This is a genomic window from Methanobrevibacter curvatus, assembly GCF_001639295.1.
Classification (GTDB): domain Archaea; phylum Methanobacteriota; class Methanobacteria; order Methanobacteriales; family Methanobacteriaceae; genus Methanoflexus; species Methanoflexus curvatus.
This window is the reverse complement of sequence record NZ_LWMV01000171.1, coordinates 1-20,566: the sequence shown is the minus strand read 5'-3', so window position 1 is coordinate 20,566 and position 20,566 is coordinate 1. Positions and strand designations below refer to the sequence as shown.

The 20,566-nt window shown below is 25.4% G+C and carries 14 protein-coding genes; 9 read left to right on the top strand and 5 right to left on the bottom strand.

The features are described 5' to 3' along the window. Nucleotides 1-544 precede the first annotated feature (544 nt). From MBCUR_RS05710 to MBCUR_RS05690, 5 genes are all read left to right on the top strand, one after another. A complete protein-coding gene (locus MBCUR_RS05710; protein WP_067091406.1) occupies nucleotides 545-4,966 on the top strand; it encodes a glycosyltransferase family 8 protein in 4,422 nt (1,473 codons plus the stop codon). Nucleotides 4,967-5,088: 122 nt separating this feature from the next. Beyond that, nucleotides 5,089-5,646: an acyltransferase gene (locus MBCUR_RS05705; RefSeq protein WP_067091403.1), complete on the top strand. Its 558-nt coding sequence runs from the start codon at nucleotides 5,089-5,091 to the stop codon at nucleotides 5,644-5,646. Between the two features lie 405 nt (nucleotides 5,647-6,051). Then, nucleotides 6,052-6,234, top strand: a complete 183-nt coding sequence (locus MBCUR_RS05700) for a hypothetical protein (protein WP_067091400.1) — start codon at nucleotides 6,052-6,054, stop codon at nucleotides 6,232-6,234. A gap of 162 nt (nucleotides 6,235-6,396) precedes the next feature. Continuing rightward, nucleotides 6,397-6,663, top strand: a complete 267-nt coding sequence (locus MBCUR_RS05695; RefSeq protein ID WP_067091398.1) for a hypothetical protein — start codon at nucleotides 6,397-6,399, stop codon at nucleotides 6,661-6,663. Then, complete coding sequence (locus tag MBCUR_RS05690; RefSeq protein WP_067091395.1) at nucleotides 6,645-7,208, top strand: class I SAM-dependent methyltransferase; 564 nt, start codon at nucleotides 6,645-6,647, stop codon at nucleotides 7,206-7,208. The genes MBCUR_RS05695 and MBCUR_RS05690 overlap by 19 nt, the downstream gene beginning before the upstream one ends. 1,247 nt (nucleotides 7,209-8,455) lie before the next feature. On the opposite strand, the gene MBCUR_RS10355 is transcribed toward MBCUR_RS05690, so the two are convergent. The 4 genes from MBCUR_RS10355 to MBCUR_RS05675 all read right to left on the bottom strand — a co-directional run bounded on the left by MBCUR_RS10355 (nucleotide 8,456) and on the right by MBCUR_RS05675 (nucleotide 12,061). Further along, a complete protein-coding gene (locus MBCUR_RS10355) occupies nucleotides 8,456-8,623 on the bottom strand; it encodes a hypothetical protein (protein ID WP_157077687.1) in 168 nt (55 codons plus the stop codon). Nucleotides 8,624-8,646: 23 nt separating this feature from the next. Next, nucleotides 8,647-9,054: a hypothetical protein gene (locus MBCUR_RS05685; protein ID WP_169805802.1), complete on the bottom strand. Its 408-nt coding sequence runs from the start codon at nucleotides 9,052-9,054 to the stop codon at nucleotides 8,647-8,649. Nucleotides 9,055-9,136: 82 nt separating this feature from the next. Continuing rightward, the gene (locus tag MBCUR_RS05680; protein ID WP_067091390.1) at nucleotides 9,137-9,445 is read right to left on the bottom strand and encodes a hypothetical protein; all 309 of its coding nucleotides are present in this window, start codon (nucleotides 9,443-9,445) and stop codon (nucleotides 9,137-9,139) included. A gap of 111 nt (nucleotides 9,446-9,556) precedes the next feature. Further along, complete coding sequence (locus tag MBCUR_RS05675; RefSeq protein WP_084269544.1) at nucleotides 9,557-12,061, bottom strand: glycosyltransferase; 2,505 nt, start codon at nucleotides 12,059-12,061, stop codon at nucleotides 9,557-9,559. A gap of 89 nt (nucleotides 12,062-12,150) precedes the next feature. Between MBCUR_RS05675 and MBCUR_RS05670 the strand changes: the two genes are divergently transcribed. Beyond that, nucleotides 12,151-13,203: a site-specific integrase gene (locus MBCUR_RS05670; RefSeq protein WP_169805801.1), complete on the top strand. Its 1,053-nt coding sequence runs from the start codon at nucleotides 12,151-12,153 to the stop codon at nucleotides 13,201-13,203. 324 nt (nucleotides 13,204-13,527) lie between these two features. Here MBCUR_RS05670 and MBCUR_RS05665 read toward each other — a convergent pair whose 3' ends face one another. Then, a complete protein-coding gene (locus tag MBCUR_RS05665; RefSeq protein ID WP_067091382.1) occupies nucleotides 13,528-14,829 on the bottom strand; it encodes a hypothetical protein in 1,302 nt (433 codons plus the stop codon). A gap of 466 nt (nucleotides 14,830-15,295) precedes the next feature. Here MBCUR_RS05665 and MBCUR_RS05660 point away from each other — a divergent pair, with 466 nt between their 5' ends. The 3 genes from MBCUR_RS05660 (at nucleotide 15,296) to MBCUR_RS05650 (ending at nucleotide 20,271) form a co-directional block, all read left to right on the top strand. Then, entirely contained in the window at nucleotides 15,296-16,873 is a 1,578-nt protein-coding gene (locus MBCUR_RS05660) for an ATP-binding protein (protein ID WP_067091380.1), read from the top strand. Between the two features lie 230 nt (nucleotides 16,874-17,103). Then, complete coding sequence (locus tag MBCUR_RS05655) at nucleotides 17,104-18,660, top strand: ATP-binding protein (protein ID WP_067091377.1); 1,557 nt, start codon at nucleotides 17,104-17,106, stop codon at nucleotides 18,658-18,660. Between the two features lie 450 nt (nucleotides 18,661-19,110). Further along, nucleotides 19,111-20,271: a hypothetical protein gene (locus tag MBCUR_RS05650; RefSeq protein WP_067091374.1), complete on the top strand. Its 1,161-nt coding sequence runs from the start codon at nucleotides 19,111-19,113 to the stop codon at nucleotides 20,269-20,271. Nucleotides 20,272-20,566: the final 295 nt, after the last annotated feature.

Below are 20,566 nucleotides of genomic sequence, written 5' to 3'. Positions count from 1 at the left end.
TTAAAACATCAGCTTTTTGTTGATGTCTATTAATAAGTTTATTCAAACGAGTTTTCTTAATACATTTTTTAACTTTTTTTTGTACTTTATTTGCCATAAAGATAATATGTTAAACATTGCTTTTAAATTTTTCGATTTAAACTATATATTAAATGTTAAAGTGCTAACTAAAGAGTATTTGATTGCTAATTACAACCATATCATAAAATATAATTGATATTTAAATTCTTTACTTAGATAAACTTCATACTTTTCACTTATTTTAATAATAAATAAAAATTTTTAGTTTAAAATCATTGCTAATTATTATTTAAAATTTGATTTAGAATTGACAAATTTTAAATAATAATTAACTGTTTAAAATAGATTAATTAAAACAAGCATGATTATTCTCTAATTTTTAAGTGCTTTATTTGAATAGATATCTATAATTTTCTAAAAAAATATTTATTTAGCTTAATATCCAACTGAAATTATGTAAATGTTATAATTATCCTTTTAGTACCTATTTTTAGCAAATATAAAATAATTCTATGTGATTTTTATGGTTTCCTACATTATTAAGAAAGAAAAATTAAATCCAAAAGCAATTTATAGAATGTTAAAGGCTTATAAAGAAATAAAAAAAGATGATTTTTTTGATGAAGAATTCTATTTAAAAAAGTATCCTCACATAAAAGATTCAAAATTATCTCCTTTAGACCACTTTATTTATCATGGATATAAAGAAGGAAAAATACCAAGTAAAAATTTCGACCCTAAATTTTACCTAAAAAAGTATCCTGATGTGAAAAAATCACAAATAAACCCATTGATACATTACACACTGTATGGTAAAAGAGAAAAAAGACAAACAACAGCAAACAACCTATTGAATATTGCCTTAAAAAGAAAGGAAAAGATTCAAAAACTAGAAACACAATACAAACAAAAAGTGGGAGATTTGGAAAATATAATCGATATAGAATTTGATAAAAACTACTATTTAAACAAATATGAAGACCTTAAAAAAGCCAAGATAAGACCAATAGAGCACTACATAAGATATGGTAAAAATGAAAATAGATATCCAAACAAAAAAATTGAAAATCTTCAATTTAATAGAAAATATTATTTAAACAAATATCCAGATGTTAAAAAAGCAAAAATGGATCCATATTTGCATTACCTTAAATTTGGAAAAAATGAAGGAAGACATCCAAACCAAAAAATTGAAAACATTAGATTTGACAGAAAATATTATTTAAATAAGTATCCAGATATTAAAAAAGCAAAAATAGACCCAGTAGAACATTATCTCACATACGGTGAAAAAGAAAATAGATATCCAAATAAAAAACTTAAAAACATTCAGTTTGATAGAAAATACTATATAAATAAGTATCCAGACATTAAAAAAGCCAAAATAGACCCAACAGAACACTATATTAGATATGGCGAAAAAGAAGGAAGATACCCAAACAAAAAAATTGAAAATATTAGATTTGATAAAAATTATTATTTAAATAAGTATCCAGATATTAAAAAAGCAAAAATAGACCCAATTGAACATTATCTCACATACGGTGAAAAAGAAGGAAGACATTCAAACCAAAAAATTGAAAACATTAAATTTGATAAAAAATACTATTTAGACAAATATCCAGACATTAAAAAAGCCAAAATAGACCCAACAGAACACTACCTCACATACGGCGAAAAAGAAAATAGATATCCAAACAAAAAACTTGAAAACATTCAGTTTAATAGAAAATATTATCTAAATAAGTATCTATCTCTTAAAGAAGATAAAATTGATCCAATAGAACACTATATCAAATATGGTGAAAAAAAAGGAAACTATTCAAATAAAAAACTTGAAAATATCCAATTTGATAAGAATTATTATTTAAATAAGTATCCAGATATTAAAAAAGCAAAAATAGATCCAGTAGAACACTACCTAACACACGGTGAAAAAGAAGGAAGACATCCAAACCAAAAAATTGAAAGAATTAAATTTGATAAAAAATACTATTTAGACAAATATCCAGACATTAAAAAAGCAAAAGTAGATCCAGTAGAACACTACCTAACACACGGTGAAGAAGAAGGAAGACATCCAAACAAAAATGCTGAATATAATTCGCTTAATGGTCTTTTAAATAGAGAAAAGCAAACCAATCAAACCATTAACATTTTAAAAGAGGAAATTAATAAAGAAAAAAAACAATCAAAACATGATTTAGAAAAATTAAAAAATGAATTCAAAGAATATAACATTTCCTTAAATTCAATCCAGATTAAAAAAGATAAAATTAGCACTAAATTAGAAAATTTCAAAGAATATGGAATTAATAAAGAAAAAAGAATCCCACAGCTAATTATATCTCTAACATCATCTCCAGAAACAATATACAATAGCCATTACACTCTATATTCTCTCCTAAGCCAAGAAACAAAACCCGATGAAATCATACTATGGTTATCAAAAGAAGAATTCCCTAACCTAGAAAATGATATTCCACATAAGTTAAAAAACCTTAAAAAGAATGGCTTAACAATAAAATGGTGTGAAGACATTGGAGATTATAAAAAGCTAATCCCATCTTTAAAAGAATATCCAAATAGTATCATAGTGACAGCAAATGACGATATACTCTATCCAAAAGATTGGTTAGATAAATTATATAATGAATATGATGGAAAAAACATAATAGCACACAGCACTAAAAGAATAAGCTCTAATGCTGATGGTGATATTACACCATACAATGAGTGGAAACCTACAACAGCAAATGAAGAATCCATTTTAAACTACTTTGATGAAGAATGTGGAGTATTGTACCCACCTAATAGCTTATATGTATATATATTAAATAGCTTATCAATAAAATCATCTCCAAATAACAATATATTTGCATACACAATGGCACTTAAGAATAATACAAAAATTAAACCAGTTCCAGAAGGATACAATAAGCCAGAATACACAGATATTTTAAAAGGAATTGATAATAATTCATTTACACTTTTGGGTAATAAAAGTGCAAAACAAAACCCAACACAATACCTAAAAAAACACCACCCAGCAACAATAGAAAAACTAAAGAATTACTTAACAGTCGAAATTTCAATAATTATATCTTCTCTTCCAGAAAGCCAACAACAGTATATAAAATCTGAAAACATAAAATCTTGGGAAAAACAAAGGATAAGTGTTAATAAAATTAATGAATTCAAAAATAAATTCAGACAATATACTACTTTTATTAACCGTTCTTTTAATAAAACTAAAATTGACCATGAAATAGAAAATTTCCGAGAATGTGGTATTACTAAAGTAAAGAGAGATCCAAAAATAATTGTTTCTTTAGCCTCTTTTCCTGAAAGAATGTATGATATGCATTATACATTGTATTCTCTTTTATCCCAAAATACAAAACCAGATAAAATTATTTTATGGTTATCCAAAGAAGAATTCCCTAATCTTGAAAATGATATTCCAATAAAAGTAAAAAACTTTAAAAAGTACGGATTAACCATAAAATGGTGTAAAAATTTAAAAAGTTATAACAAACTCATTTTTACTTTAAAAGAATATCCTGAGGATATAATTGTCACAGCTGATGATGATGTGCTTTATCCTAAAAACTGGTTAGGAGAACTATATAAAATTTATGATGGAAATTCAATTATTTGTCATAGAGCACATTCAATAATGTTTGAAAATGATAAAATCTTACCATATGTTAAATGGAAAAAAACAATTCAAAATGAGAGTTCTTCTTTTTTAAACTTTTTTACTGGAGTTGGAGGAGTTTTATATCCCCCAAATTCCTTGTTTAAAGATGTGCTCAATGAAAAATTATTCATGAATTTAGCACCAAGTACTGATGACATTTGGTTTTGGGCTATGGCAGTTATGAATGATAAAAAAATTAAAATCGTTGATAATGGTTATAGAGAATTAATATATGTTAATATTAAAAGAGAACTTGGATTGAATAATGAGACCACATTAAATTCTCAAAATGTGGGAGGATTAAGTAAAAACAACATATCTATAGATAACATCGTAAATCATTATCCTCAAATTCTATTAAAATTAAATGAAAGTAATAGAGTTCCTATTGTATTTATTACTGATGAGAATTATGTGATTCCAACTAGTGTTTCTATTGTTTCATTGATAACAAATAAAAATAAAAGTACCTTTTACGATATTTTCATAATTGCTGACAATTTAACATTAAAACATAAGGAAAAGCTTATTTCAATGCAAAATAGTGATGTTAGAATAAATATAATTGATTTTTCATCAGAAAAATTTGAAAAAATGCATGTTTTTAAAGAAAAAGCTTTGTGTGTTGCAACCAAAGCAGCATTACTAAAATTTGAAATTCCTAATATATTTCCATCAGAAGATAAAATTTTATATTTAGACGGAGACATAATAGTAAAAAAAGATTTAAAGGAACTGTTTAGCAAAAATATTGAAAAATATTATGTTGCTGCTGTACATGATACTGGAAAACTATATTCTAATCGTCAACATTTGGAAATACCCACTTATTTCAATTCAGGTATGATGTTGTTAAACCTTGAATATTTAAGGAAAGATAATATTTCTAACTTGCTTATCAAAACAAAAAAAGAGTTGAAAGACATGAATTTGATGGATCAAAATGTGTTTAATATAGTGCTTCATGATGAGAAGGTTAAGCTTATTGATATAAAATTTAATTTTTTATTAATAAATTTACATAGAGCAAAGAAAAAGTACAAATTTGAACAGATAAATTCTCTTTTCAGAACATCTTACCAAAATCTAGAAGATATAGAAAAAAAAGCTGTAATCATACATTTTGCCTCAGCAGACAAACCATGGAAGTATACTGATGGATTATACTCAAAAGAATGGTACTCTTATTTTAAAAATTCTCCTTTTAAAAATGAATTGGAGAAAATACAAGACTTTAATTAAGAGGTTGTGATATTATTAGAGAAAATAACAGTGGCAAATTAGATTCCAAACATGATAATAAAATTTGCTTCGTAGATTCTGAGGGTAATAAGCAAATAGTTGATAAAATTAAGGGTGCTGATGTGAAATTTTTAGGAAAAAGTGCATACATTGAAATTCACAAGCCTTATACTTTTAGGAATGTTCAGATAGAAGTGGGAACAAATTCAAAAGTAATTATTGGATCTACTTTTGATTCATTCATTCAAAATACTAAATTTTATGTACATGGGAAAAATAATTATATTGAAATTGGGGAAAATACTCACATGAGAGGGGGGCAAATAATTATTGGTCATGATACTAATAAAGGAGTCATAATAGGCAAAAATTGTATGTTTGGTTCCCATTTTGATATTAGAACTTCAGATAGTCATACTATATATGATTTAAATACTCTAGAGTTAATCAATGCTGATGAATCGGTGATAATTGGTGATCATGTTTGGTTAGGTCATGCAGTAAAAGTCTTAAAAGGATCAGTGATTCAGAGTAATTCTGTAATAGGGACTGGTTCTTTAGTAACTAGAAAGTTTAATGAACCTAATGTTGTAATTGGAGGTCATCCTGCTAAAATTATTAAACATTCCATAAACTGGGATAAAATATCACCAAATAAGTACCATCCTGATAAATCATAGTAAATCATCAATGCTGTTAATTTAAGAAAAATCTTTTTCAAAATTATCATTAGTTTCATTAAAAAATTGAAATTATTTATAAACAAAGATTTTAACTTATAATACTTATCATGAAAATTATATTAAAAATTCCTTAACTTGACAGCATTGGCAAATCATAACAAACATTAAAAATAGATATTTGGTTTGTAGAAAAGGATCTACTTTGTGTGATAAGCTTCGTTCTGGTCACAAAGAAATATGGTGTTAAAAAAAACTGAAATAATTGTTTTATATTTTATTGATCCACTTAAAGGCAATAAAAATGGATTATTAGGCTTATGATCCAAATTATTATGAAAAAGAAGGTTTTAAAACTATAGTTTATGGGGCTATCCAAGTTGTTTAAAAAAATTCAAACAAACCTTGGACAAAAAAGATGTAGCACATAAAATGGGTTTAGAATATCAAAAAAAGATGTATGAAATTTTAAAACTATATTTTGAGGACTATGATCCAAAATATACAATAATTTGTGTCAATAAAAAACATAAGCCATTAATTGGAGACATAAAGGAAAAAATTCCAATGAAAACTTGGATGATGTAAAAAAAATAAGCATAAAATTCACTGGAATTTAACTGAATAATGAGGATAAAAAATTATCAAAATATCATGTTAACACTTAATTTCAAAAAAATTAAATTGGCAAGACCACTATGAGTAAATACACAAAATAATCTAAAAATCACTTAAAAAAGGGTTGGAAAAATGTATGAAGAAAATATTGCAATTAAGACAAAAAAAGAAAATCAGAATGAAAAAACTATTGAAACAGTTTTGGCAAATAAAGAGCAAAAAATACAGTCACAATTGGCTTTAATAAAAGATATTGTAAATACAATAAATAATTTAGAAAATGAAAGTAAATACTGCCCTATTTGTGATAACACATTTAAAATGTTCTTACCTTTTGGAGAAAGTCCAAGACCCAAGCATTATGTCCAATATGTGGATCTGTGGAAAGACATAGGTTAGTTTACTTATTTTTTAAAAACAATACCGAAATTTTTACTAAAAACATTAAATTCCTTCATTTTACACCAGAACCCATATTCTATCAGAAATTTAAAAACCAGAAAAATATTGAATATCATCCAGCAGATCTGTCTAAGTTAAAAGATAACATGGAAAAAATAGATATGCAAGACATTCCTTATCCTGATAACACATTTGACTTAATATATAACTCTCATGTTTTAGAACATGTTCCAGATGATATAAAAGCTATGAATGAACTTTATAGGGTTGTGAAACCATATAATGGAAAAATAGTTATAATGGTACCAATACTCAAAGAAGAAACATTAGAAAAAGAAGAATATAATACTCCAGAATTAAGATCAAAATATTATGGACAATTTGACCATTTAAGAGCTTATGGAAAGGATTTTTCAGAACGTTTAAAGTCTGTTGGATTTAATGTTGAAGTGGTTAGCAAGGATAATTTAATTAACAAAGATGAAATTAAAAAACATGGAAGAATAAATGATGAGATATATGTATGCACAAAAACAGAATAATGCTGTGTGTAAGAGCCTCCCAATGAGATATTAAGTGTGACTCATGCATTATTATGTTGCACAAATGTTGTATGCTACAATTTCCACTTAATATACTTTACTTTATTTTGCACAGCAAAGTAAGGAGGTTGTAAAAAATTGTGGGGTTTTTTCTCATATTGGTTTGTTTTGTCATATTGGGTGCTAAATATTCTACTATTCCTTCAATTATTTTGTATTTTCTTTTAATTTCGTAGGGGTTTGATTTGCTGTATTCTTATTCTGCTTTGTTTGATGTTCGTGATATGGAGTTTTCTCTCATGTATTTTGTGAGTTTGTTGAAGTTTGGAATTATTTTTTCTGATATTATTTCTATTAAAATTGGTAAAAGTGGTTTGATTTGTCTAATAATTCTTTAAATAGTTTTAAACATTCATCGTAGTTGTATGTTCTGAATACATTCTGTAATTCAGTTAAATAGTGTAGTGTAGATATTATTTCTAGTTCTGGGTATTTATTTTTCTTAATATTTTTGAGTATTTTTTATCACAATTTTTACATTTATATCTTTGTAAATGAATATTTACTTGTATGTCATTCTCAAATTTTGGTTTAATTTGATAAAATCCTTGTTTTGTATGTTCTGTAAAATTAAAGCGATTACAAATTGGTTTTATCATTTGAAAATGTCTTTATGTTAAAATATGGGTATTTTTGTTAATATTTTTAGGTTTATCTTTGTGAAAAACATTTTCTTCAATTTTTTCCTGAAAGTTTATTTTTTCACCAATAAAATCGGAAAGTTTAAGCTGTATGTAACCAATAGTATCATTAAGGCAGATATTGTCTTTATTGTCATATATAATTATCTGTTCTATATTATATATAATATTACTATTTTATAATGCTTAAATTTAAAAATATAGAATTTTTATAAGACAATAAACAAAATTAGTCATTTAAAACATAAATGTTTCACTAAAAACTAAAAATTAACAGAAAATAAAAAAAATCCTATTTTTTTAAAAAATCAAAAAAAACTCCATACTTTTTACAGATTCTATTTAATTAACACTTAATTTAAATTTATAAAACTATACAACTGTACTTTTATTAAAATAGTTTTATTTGCTGTTCAATTTAAATTTTAGGTGATTTTAATCCATATTCTTCATGGATTTTCAGACACCATGTGTACAAGTATATGCTAACAATATGCGAATAATACTCAGATATAAAATTCAACAAGTTATCAGCAAAATTAACCACTATTCTTGATTTATATCTAATATTTCATTAGCATTTACTCTACTTTTGTTTTTTAACACAATATTCTCTTCTTTTAATGAATTGTTAATTTCTCTCAGTTTAGCATTTTCTATCTCAAGATTAGATATCATTAAATAAGGTTCTATTTTTTGTTTACTACTGCACATTTTTTCGCGTAAAAATTTTTTAATTATTGATATAGTGTGTTTAGAATATATGGGTTATGACCATTTTTACTATGATAAAGAACTATTTCCACATTATTATTATTTAAAAAATCTAGATTTATAATTCCTTTTATGAGTGGAATACATTGGTTTAATATATCATCTTCAGATCCAATATTAGCATAATAAGTAATATTAGGAATATAATTTTCTTTTTTAAACATAGCTAAAGCACTTAAACGATATTCATATTTGCTTGAAACATTATCATTATCACCTTTAAAAACATAATCCATCATAATGGAATAATAAAAAAAATTTTTTAATATTATTTGTGCATTATTTACAAGAACTTGAGAGCCTTTTATTAAAGTGCCTAGCTGTATTGATGTATAACCCCCCTGAGCTTCCATAAAAAAGAATGTTCTCATTTGGAACATTAATATTTTTTGATATAAGTTTAATAATTTTCGAAATAATTTCAAGATAATGAGTATCTTTATCACCTACACACTAACCTAATTTTAAATCATTGTTCATTGTCAATGTAGGATCACTATAAAATAAAATAGAATCATTAAAATACTCATGCCATGACCATCTGTTAAAAATTGGAGGTGCTAATGCTTTTGACCCCTTTCTTTCAACTGCTCCTGAACCAAAACAAATTAAATTATCATTGTTTCTTGAAAGCTTTATTAAAAACTCATACTTAATTTCATATTTAATGATTTCTAAACCAAAAAGCTCATCAAAATAAAAATCAAAACTTTTTATATCGTTAATATCTAAACTAATAATATTTTCAATAAATTTTTTCAAAAAATCAATCCTCGATAAATTTCTTAAAAAACCCTTTCTAAATTTTTTTCATATCTCTCTTTAATTTCTGATGAATTATAAACTCATGAAATAGACCATAAAAGCAAAAAATTAAAGGTTTTTTTTATTTTTGCTTAGAAAATGATCAGTTGAAATGCGATGCAAGTGATAAACTTTACTATATGGAGTATAAACAATTTTTTTACCTGTTTTTATACGTAATAAATCAGAATAAATCCAATCAGACCTATAATGTGCTCCATTTTTAACATCTAAAAATCCTGTTGAAACTGCATCTTCATATCTAATTAATGTGCAAAAAAAGGGACTATAATTTAATTCAAATTTATCCCAACCAAACCTATTTATAATATTTGAATGATGATGGGATAAAGTAACATCAACTTCAAAAATAGATGCTGCTCTTGGAGAATGTGCTTTAATAGTCTTACTGCCATTAAGTAATACTTGTCTTGGAAACACAACTCCCACATCTTTATTTTCATATAAAACTAATTTAAGTTCATCTAACCAGTTAGGAGTAACAATTGTATCATTGTTTAAAATCAAAATATCATTGTTCTTTTTAAATGCGGCTTTTAAGCCTTCATTAACCGCATGTGAAAATCCTTGATTTTCGTCTACTTTTATCCATCTTATATTATCATATTTTTGACATAATTTGTTTAAGAAAATCCTAGTATCTTCAGAGGAATTATTGTCACAAATTAAAATATTATAAGGTATTGAAGTGTGGTTTACTATGCTTTCAACACAGTTTTTTAGCTGGACTTTTGATTCATAGTTAGGTATTATTATCTCGGTTTCCCTGTTATCTAACCTTGATAATAAATTACTTCTTTCTTTTTGAGCTATTTTGCTTGTGCCAAAAATTGTATAACTATTGTCATTAAAAAATAGAGTGTCTTTAAAACAAGACCTTTCAATTAGCTTTTGATATGCTATCTGATTCTTACTGAGTGTATGCCCCCAACTAGATATAGATTCATCACACCGTTTGGCAAAATAGTGACCTAATATACATGGTATTGATTTTGGAATTTCTTTTTCACTATATCTTAAAATTAAATCCCAATCTACAACACTTTTTAAAGATTCATCAAAACCACCTAAAGACTCAAAAAGAGATCTATCATGTACTAAAGACATCATATCGATATAATTATGATTTTCAAGTAAACTACGATTAAATTGAGAGAATCTAACATATTTTAAGTTGTTACCTATTCTTGAAATTTCATTAAAGCCATCCCATACTATTTGTGCAGAATAAATAATTTTTCTATTAGAATCTCTTAATTCATTAACACTAATAAGAAGCATGTCAATATCCCATATGTTATCATCATCAAGGTAAGATATAATAGATCCTTTAGACATCGCTAATGCTGTGTTTCTAGCAATGGCACTGCCTTTATTACTAGATAATTTATGATAAATAATTCTTTTATCATTAAACTTATGTACTATTTCACCAGTATTATCAGTACCTCCGTCATCAACTATTATTAATTCCCAATTTTCATAAGTTTGAGAAATTACAGATATTATTGCATCAGGGATGACTTTAGAACGATTATAAGTCGGCATTATAATCGATACTAACTCATTTTGAGGTCTATTTTTATATTTTTCATGTAACATTCTTTTTTCTTGATCCATAATAGATATTATACGCATATCTTCTTCGGTCAAAACAGAATTTATTACTTGATCGTTAAGTATAGAAAGCCGAGTATAAGATTCTAAATTCCAAAATTTTCTATGAAACCCCCCTTTAAAAAAAGAATTTAAATAAACAGACGGAGCTACATTACAAAATATAGAAGATGAAGTAAATTTGTATTTGTATTCCTGAGGTATTTTTGAAACAACCAAATCTGCTTCATCAGAATAGACTAAAACTTCATTTAAAAAATAGGGGATGATATTTTTAGTATATCTTAAAATAATATCCCAATCAACTGCACTTGTTAAAGATTCATTAAAACCTCCTAAATCCCGATATATTTGAGTTTTATGAACAAAAGTATTTAAGTCGATAAAATTAGATTTTAACAAATCATTTTTATTATATTGTTGACCTATATGGTACTTATTTTTGACCAAATCATGTATTTCTATTAAACAATATGCTGAGTCATTTTCATCCTTAACAAGTTGTGCCATTTTTTCAAGATAATCATGTTTCCAATAATGATCAGCATCTAAATATGCGATTAGTTCTCCTCTTGCATGCCTTAATGCATTATTCCTCGCTTTAGAAACACCTAAATGGTTTTGTTTTAAATAAACAAATTTATTTTGTTTAAAATACCCTCTAAACTCTCTTTTTACCATATCTTCTGTGCCATCTGTACTGCCGTCATCACAGATAATAAGCTCATAATTTGAAAAACTTTGATTTACAATAGAATTTATAGCTTTTTTTATAATATTTTTTCTGTTAAAAGTAAGCATTATGATTGAAATTTTTGAAAGTTTTTTCATGTAATCTATTATTGCTGGATGGTGTTTTTTTAGGTATTGTGTTGGGTTTTGTTTTGCACTTTTATTACCCAAAAGTGTAACATGTTTCGTCTGCACTATTGCCATCACCACTGTTTAATTTCCACTTTTATTACCCAAAAGTGTACATTAATCAATAAATACAAAATTTCAATGCCAATGATAATTTTATATAATTGAACATATTTAATCAACAGCTATTACATATATTAACCATGATAAAAGAATTAAATAATGATAAAAGAGTACAGCAATTGTTTATGAGGAGAAATATATCTAAAAATAGAGAAGATGCATATAAAATAGTTTTAGGTGACATATATAAATTAACTAACAAAACCCCATCTAAATTAATAAATGATGCTAAAAAAGAGCAAGAACCGTATATTGTGAATAATAAGATAATATTTACTTCAATTGAAGATAGAACAATTACAGAAACATTTTTTAAATATTATATTTACCTTATAAATGTTAAAAAAGTTTCTAAAGCTACTACAGATAGCTATTTGAAAATATTAAGGTCATTTTACAATGAATATGATATTGAACTGCCTAAACCTATTAGCATCCCACTACCTCATAGTTTTTTAAGACCTGATGATATACCTAACAAAAGAGACATTAAGAAAGCAGTAAATGACACCAACAATTTAAGAGATAAAGCACTTGTACTTTTAATGAGTAGTAGTGGAATAAGAGGAGGAGACATAAGAAATTTTACTGTATACGATTTCTTAAAGGCAACAAATATAAAAACAATTAGTAAATTATTAAACACAGATGATATTATACCATGTTGGGATTTCATACCCTCTAAAACACAAAAAAAAGGAAATATATGTATTACATTTAACACTCCTGAAGCAACAAATGCAATAATAGACTATTTACGAAATAGAAATGATTTAAAAGCTAATAATCCTTTATTCATCTCAAATAAAGGATCTAATGACTTTCTTTCTAGATTCACATTAATAAATATTTTTAGAAAGATTAACGATGAATTATTTTATAAAAACAGTAATGGAGACCGATTTTTTCATGCCCATATTTTAAAGAAATTTTTTATTAACACATGTACTCAAAATAGTGCAGATCCAATGAAAGTAAAACTTTTAAGCGGGCATAGAATGGGAGGTGTCCATAATAATTACAACACAATAAATAAAATTTTCATGAAAAAATTTTACATCAAGTTATTACCTAAATTAACTATGAATGAATGAAAATTGTTAATAAAGAAAAAATTGAAGAATTAAAAAAATAAATAGCTATCTTTAAAAGAAATAAAATTCTTAAAAAACAGAGGATATTCAATTTGTTTTGTAATTAAAAATAACGGTTTATAGTCTTGAAAGAGAGTGTAAATTTTTGTGGAGTTTTTTCTAAAATTTTCAGTTTTGCTTATAACGGTTTATAAGCGAAAAGTAACTTTTTCCAAAAAGATCCACACTTTTTTACACTCTCAATTAACTAAAACACACTTAAATTAGATTTTCTGATAAATGATAAGTTTATTAAGTATATAAAGAAATATTTTTAGAAAAAATTTAGTACCATTTTATAAAGAAATATTTTTGTGTAAAAAATACGATTTGATGTTTTAGTCCTCTGAAAATTTTGGTGTCATATTTTATATTTTTATTGTTTAATTTATCTTTTATCTTTTGACTGGTATTTTTTTCTCCCTGTCTATCATAATCGTCTAGAATAATTATAAACTCCTCTTTTAAATGGTTTTCTATAATGTTTAGGATATTAGTTCTAGGATATTTTTGATTAAATCCTATTGGCCCGTCAATAATTATTAAATCAAATTGATCTTTTTTTATAAGGTTTTCGAAATTTTCATATCTAAAATTTTTATTACCTGAAGAAGTTTGACATTCTTCCATATTCACTTGGAATATATTGGTATTTCTATTTAAAGTTAGGTTTTTTGAGAAGTTATTTATCCAACTTTGATCACTATCTATTACTGTAAGTTTTATTTCTTCATCAGAATTGTAAACATATTGTGCAGTCATCTTTGTTGTTTGTCCTAATCCCAATTCTAAGATATTTTTTGGTTTCATTTCATCTAAAATTCTAAATAATCCATAAAAAAATGAATAATTAGCAGCACTATTTACCAAAGCAAAATTTTGTTTTTTTAACCATTTTGACCCAATAACTGTACTGTTAAACACATTTGCATAGTTTGATTCGCTACTTATTTTATTTAAATTAGAATAGCTGTTTTGTATTTTGTTTTGTGTGTTGGTGATTGTGTTTTTTAGTTCTTGTGTTTCTTTTTTGTGTTCTTGTTTGTTGTTGTTGATTTCTTCTTGGTGTTGTTTTTGAATGGCTATTAATTCATTTTTTAGGTTGTTTTGTGTGTTGGTGATTGTGTTTTTTAGTTCTTGTGTTTCTTTTTTGTGTTCTTGTTTGTTGTTGTTGATTTCTTCTTGGTGTTGTTTTTGAATGGCTATTAATTCATTTTTAACCTTTTTTTCTCTTTTTAAAAGTCCTTCAACTGAGTTATTTTCAGCAGTTTTATTTGGGTATTTTCCTTCTTCTTTACCATAGAGAGCATAATGTATAAGTGGATTTATTTGTGCTTTTTTAACATCTTTGTATTTTTTAAGGTAATAGTTCCCATCAAACTCTTTACTTGGATTTTTACCTTCTTTATAGCCATGATAGACATAGTGATCCAATGGTTTTATCTTTGATTTTTTTATATGGGGATATTTATCTAAATAGTATTTTTCATCAAAAAGACCAAATCTCTCTATTTTTTTATAGGCTTCCCGAATCTTTTGTATTTTTTTAGGATTTCCCTGTTCCCTGATTATAATATATGAATTCATAAGACCACATTTTTTGAATTATATTATTTATTTTCATAATTTTTTTATATATTCATATCCAATCAATATAAAAAAGTTATATTATCTATGAGAATTTCTATAAACTCCAATATAAATATTTTGCTTTTTTGAGAATTTATTTTAATTATTTGTCCCTTAAATTAGTATAAAAAGTTTTAAATGGCAATATAAATATTTAGTAATATATAACCATTTCTGTCAAGTTAAGGAATTATTAATATAAATTTGATGATAAATATTACAAATTGAAAGGTTTATTTATAAACAATTTCAATTTTTTAATGAAAATAATGAAATTTTGAAAAAATTTTTCTTAAATTGGCAGCATTGAATAAATATAGGAAATTTTATTTATAATAAAAATAATAATATAACACATTAAATTATAAACTAATTATAGTTAAAAAAGAATTCTTTTTTTATTGTTTATTGGGGTGTTTTTTTTATGAAAAATTTACCAACAGATATAGGAACATTTTCTACATTAATAGAAAACGATTATTTATATGTGGATAAAACAAAATATATTTATAAAATGATTAAACCTGGAAAAAAGTTTTTTTTATCAAGACCTAGAAGATTTGGAAAATCATTATTAGTCAGCACTTTAAAAGAGCTATTTTCAGCCAATAAAAAATTGTTTAAAGATTTATATATCTATGATAAATGGAATTGGACTAAATCATATCCAGTTATTCACTTAGATTTTTCAGTAATAGGCTACACAAATCAAGATGTATTAAAAGAATCCTTAAATATTTTCCTTGAAAGAAAAGCTAAGGAATTTAATATAAAATTAAGTAAAAATAATCTAATTAAAGATAAATTTGAGGAGATTATAGAAGAAATATATTTAAAAACCAATAAAAAAGTAGTAATTTTAATTGATGAATATGATAAAGCTATTATTGATCATATTGAAGATGTAAAATTGGCAAAGAAAATTCGTGGCGAATTAAATAGTTTCTATAGTGCTTTAAAACATGATGAATATATTGAATTTGTTTTTATAACTGGTGTGACTAAATTTGCTAAGACTTCAATTTTTTCTGGTTTAAATAATCTCACCGATTTAACTCTTTCTTCTCCCTTAATTTGCGGATATACTCAAGGAGAGCTTGAAACTTATTTTGATGACAGAATTTCTGATTTTGCTTTAGATGAGAATATTTCTAAAGAATATCTTTTAGATCTGATTAAAGAGTGGTATAATGGCTATTCATATAATGGAAAGGATTTTCTTTATAACCCTTATTCTATTTTGCCATTATTTGATAAAAAAAGGTTTTCTAATTTCTGGTTTGAAACTGGAACACCTACTTTTCTAATGAAACTTATTGGAAGCGGAAAATTAGATCTTAGCATTTTATTAAACCCTAAACAAATCATCACTGATAATATACCTAATTTTGATTTGGAAAATCTTGACTTCACCACTATTCTTCTTCAAACAGGATATTTAACCATTAAAGAAGAGAAATATACAATTGGTAGACCTAGTATTTTTACTTTAGGTATTCCTAATAAAGAAGTTCATGATTCACTTTATACTAATATTTTATCATATTATACTAAAAAACCAGTTGAAAAAATCCCTCTTTTAATGGATACTATTTTAGAAGCCATTATAAAACTTGACAATGAAAAACTTCAAAAATCCTTTGAAATCCTATTTTCATCAATCCCAAATTCCCTATTTAACAAAGTAAAAGAAAATATAAGAGAAGCCAACTTCCACATGATGATTTTATCCTGGATGAAAACAATAGGACTAGAAACAATAGAAGAAATACAATCCAGCAAAGGAACAGTAGATGCAATACTAAAAAAAGATGACTTAATTGTAGTAATAGAAATAAAATACTCCCTCAAAAGCTCTCTAAAATACATGATAGAAAAAGCACTAAAACAGATTAAAGAGAAAGAATATCCGAAGCCATATTTAGATAAAAATGTTTTACTACTAGCAATAGCTATTAAAGATCGAGATGTTTCATGCAAAATAGAACATTTAAAAAAATAAGATATAAACATTAATTTAAATATTATACTTTTACTTAATATATTTAATTAAAAATAATCAATTTCAATTTTTTTAATGAAACTAATGAAATTTTGAAAAAATTTTTCTTAAGTTGACAGCATTGCTTATTAAGACAAATTATTTATAATTTGTATAAATTATATATATTATGTACAAACAATTAAATAGCTAGTAAAAAATTTTAAAAAACAATAAAAAGAGGAAACAAAATGAAAAAATTACCTGTAAGCATTGCAAATTTCTCTCAAATGTGCGAAGAAGGTTATGTCTATGTTGATAAAACACAATATTTAGATGGGCTAGTAAAAAATGGAAAAACTTATTTTTTATCTCGCCCAAGAAGATTTGGTAAATCACTACTTATTAGCACATTAAAAGAACTATTTCAAGCAAATAAAAAAGTATTTAAAGGTCTTTATATCTATGATAAATGGGATTGGACTAAATCTTATCCAGTGATACATTTAGATTTAGGAGAAATTAGTCATGAAACTTCAGAAGACTTAAAAACATCACTTGACTTTTATTTAGATACAATTGGAGAAGAGTACTCCATTGCTCTTAAGGCTCCCAATGAATCTATGAAATTCGCAGAACTCGTGAAAAAGCTCCATAAAATATTTAATCAAAAAGTCGTAGTTTTAATTGATGAGTATGATAAACCGATAATTGACAACATGGATGATTTAGCTATTGTTGATGCTAACAGCAAAGTGCTTTGCAGTTTTTATGAAATATTAAAAGCTAATGACGAATATTTAAGATTTGTTTTAATAACTGGTGTTTCAAAGTTCAGTAATACATCTATATTCTCTGGTTTTAACAATTCCGATGATATTACTTTAGATAAAAAATATAGTGGTATTTGTGGCTATACACACATAGAGTTAGAGGAATATTTTAAAGAACATATTGCTGAATTAGGGGAAATGGAATCTCTTAACATGAATGAAGTATTAAATAAAATTAATTATTGGTATGATGGTTATAGCTGGGATGGGAAGACTAAGGTCTATAATCCATTTTCTATATTACTTTTATTTAATAAAATGAAATTCTCTAACTATTGGTTTGAAACAGGAACACCAACATTTTTAATAGAATTTTTAAAGAAAAAAAATAATTTAAAACCAATATTACAACCTATACTTGCAACAAAAAATGGCTTTAGTGATTTTAACCTAGATAATCTTAACATTGTATCATTATTATTTCAAACTGGATACTTAACAATCATAGAAAAGAAAACTGTTAATGATGCTATTGAATACACATTAGATATTCCAAACCATGAAGTTAGAGAGTCCTTAATGAATAAATTAGTTACAGCTTACACTAAATTACATGAAGGAGAACTAATTGAACTAAGAAATGAAGTTTATGAATGTATTTTAAATAAAGATTCCCATAAACTAACAGAAATATTAGAAGAAATATACAAGCAAATCCCTTATCAACTTAAAGGAGACAATGAAGGATTTTACCACAGTATATTCTTAATTATTTTATACTTGTTTGGTATCGAGCCACAAGGAGAAGTACAAACTTTTGCAGGTAGAATTGATGCTGTTTTCAAAATAAAAGACCAACCAATAATTACAGAAATTAAATACTCTAAAGTTAAATCATTAGATAAACTACTAAACAAATCATTTAATCAAATTGAAAAGAAAAAATACTACAACAAATATAAAAGTAAAAACCTTATATATTTAGCTTTAGCTTTCACAAATAAAGATATAGCTTGTGGATTTAGGGAAAACTAGTAAGTACCTTTATACTTAGTGAAACTATAATCCAACACCAACTTTTGGAACAAATTTGTCGATTATATATAAATATCATCTTATGGAGCATAGGTAAGATTATTCAATATCTTAATCCTCATTGCTACTGAGAGATAATAAAATGGAATGAAAAAAACTGACAAAGTTTCAGCGAAGTTCTTGACAATACCAACAACCATAAATATATATAATATACAATTCTAATAATAAATTAATATAAGAAAGGTAAGTTGTATTTTAATATTAAATAATATTATCTAGCTCAAAAATTAAATTATTCTGTTAAAAAAGCTTAAATAGATTATTTAATTGTATACTAAGAGTATATTTTATAACAATGTTCAAAACTTATCTTCTAAAATATTTAGCCTTGTCTTATATAATACATTTAAATCAACTGCTATTTAAAACTTAATTAAGTGTGAATTTATGAGAAAAAAAACGATAATAATTCTATTAATAACCATGTGCATTGCCTTTGCTATGGTTAGTTCAGCATCAGCAGTTAATGTTGGAGTAGTTAAAGCCACATCACTTGGTTCAGATGTTGTTTACCTAACTAATGCTCCAGATGCTGTTAAAAAACCTACAAAGTATGCACAATCCGCAAAATTTGTTTCTAGTCACTCACAAGAAACTAAAAAAAATATTTATCAAGTTAAACCCGTTAATGGCCTTAATGCAAAATATACTTTCAAGACTACATATTTCTTACCTCAAGTTTGGAAGAAAGGAAAAGCATTAACTTGTGTTGAATCATCTGCTATAAAAGGAAATTATTTGTACACTCTTGTATTAGTCAATAGTAAAAGCAACAAAGGGTTTATAGTACGTTATGATATGAAAGTATTAAATAAGGAAGGTGTTAATAAAGAAGGAACAAATGCTAAGAGTTTACGTAAAATTGGAATGCTCTATAAAAGTGGTAAAAAACTAAATGCAAAATTAACCAGAATTGCTAAAGCAGTTAAAGTAGGTCCTACTTTCACTACAGGTCATGGACAATCTTTAAGCCTTAATCCAAAAGATGGTTATTTATACATGTGGCAGGACATTAGTAGCTCTGAAAATTTAAAACTTTTAAAAATTGATCCAAAGACATTAAAACCAGCAAAATCATATGACTTTAAACTGTGGAACCTTGGTAGTAAATCATATGTTAAAGGAGTTCATGATTTAGCATTTGATAAATATGGTAATTTTTATGTTGAAATAGTTTATGGAGCATCACAGAGCCTACCTACTGGTGCTGTTAAAATATACCAAGGAACAATAAACGGAAATAAAATTACAGCTAAACAAGCCCCAAATGTGTTAAGTAGAGGTCCAGGAGCTTATAAACAATCTGTTGGACAAGGAATTGGTATAAACCCAGTAACTAATAGATTATTTATACTTACCGACGGTGCATTTTATAGTATGCCTATTGATAAATTAATGAGTGGAACTTTAAGTAAAGAGGATATGGGATACACAGTATTAAATACTAAACGTGAGTTTGAATCCATCACATTTGATGCTAAAGGGACTGCATATTTATTTGTACTTCGTGGTTCTGAAATACTACAGTCCAAAGACCCTTATGTATGATGAGCTGAAAGCTTAAATAAAATTAATTCATGAAATAAATTAATTTCAATTTATTTAGTGAAATAATACTTAATACATATTTAAAGAATAATTAGGCATTGTAGATAACTTCAAATGTTTTATTAAACCCCTTAGTTTTTACAGTGCCAAATTATTAATTATATTGTATCTATTGTAAAATTATTTTTTACTAATTTTTCTATTTCTTTTTTTTTTAATAGATGTGCAACAATTGAAAAATCTAAATTTATAAATTAAGTTAAAATTATATCTATAGATTTATACTAAATTATAT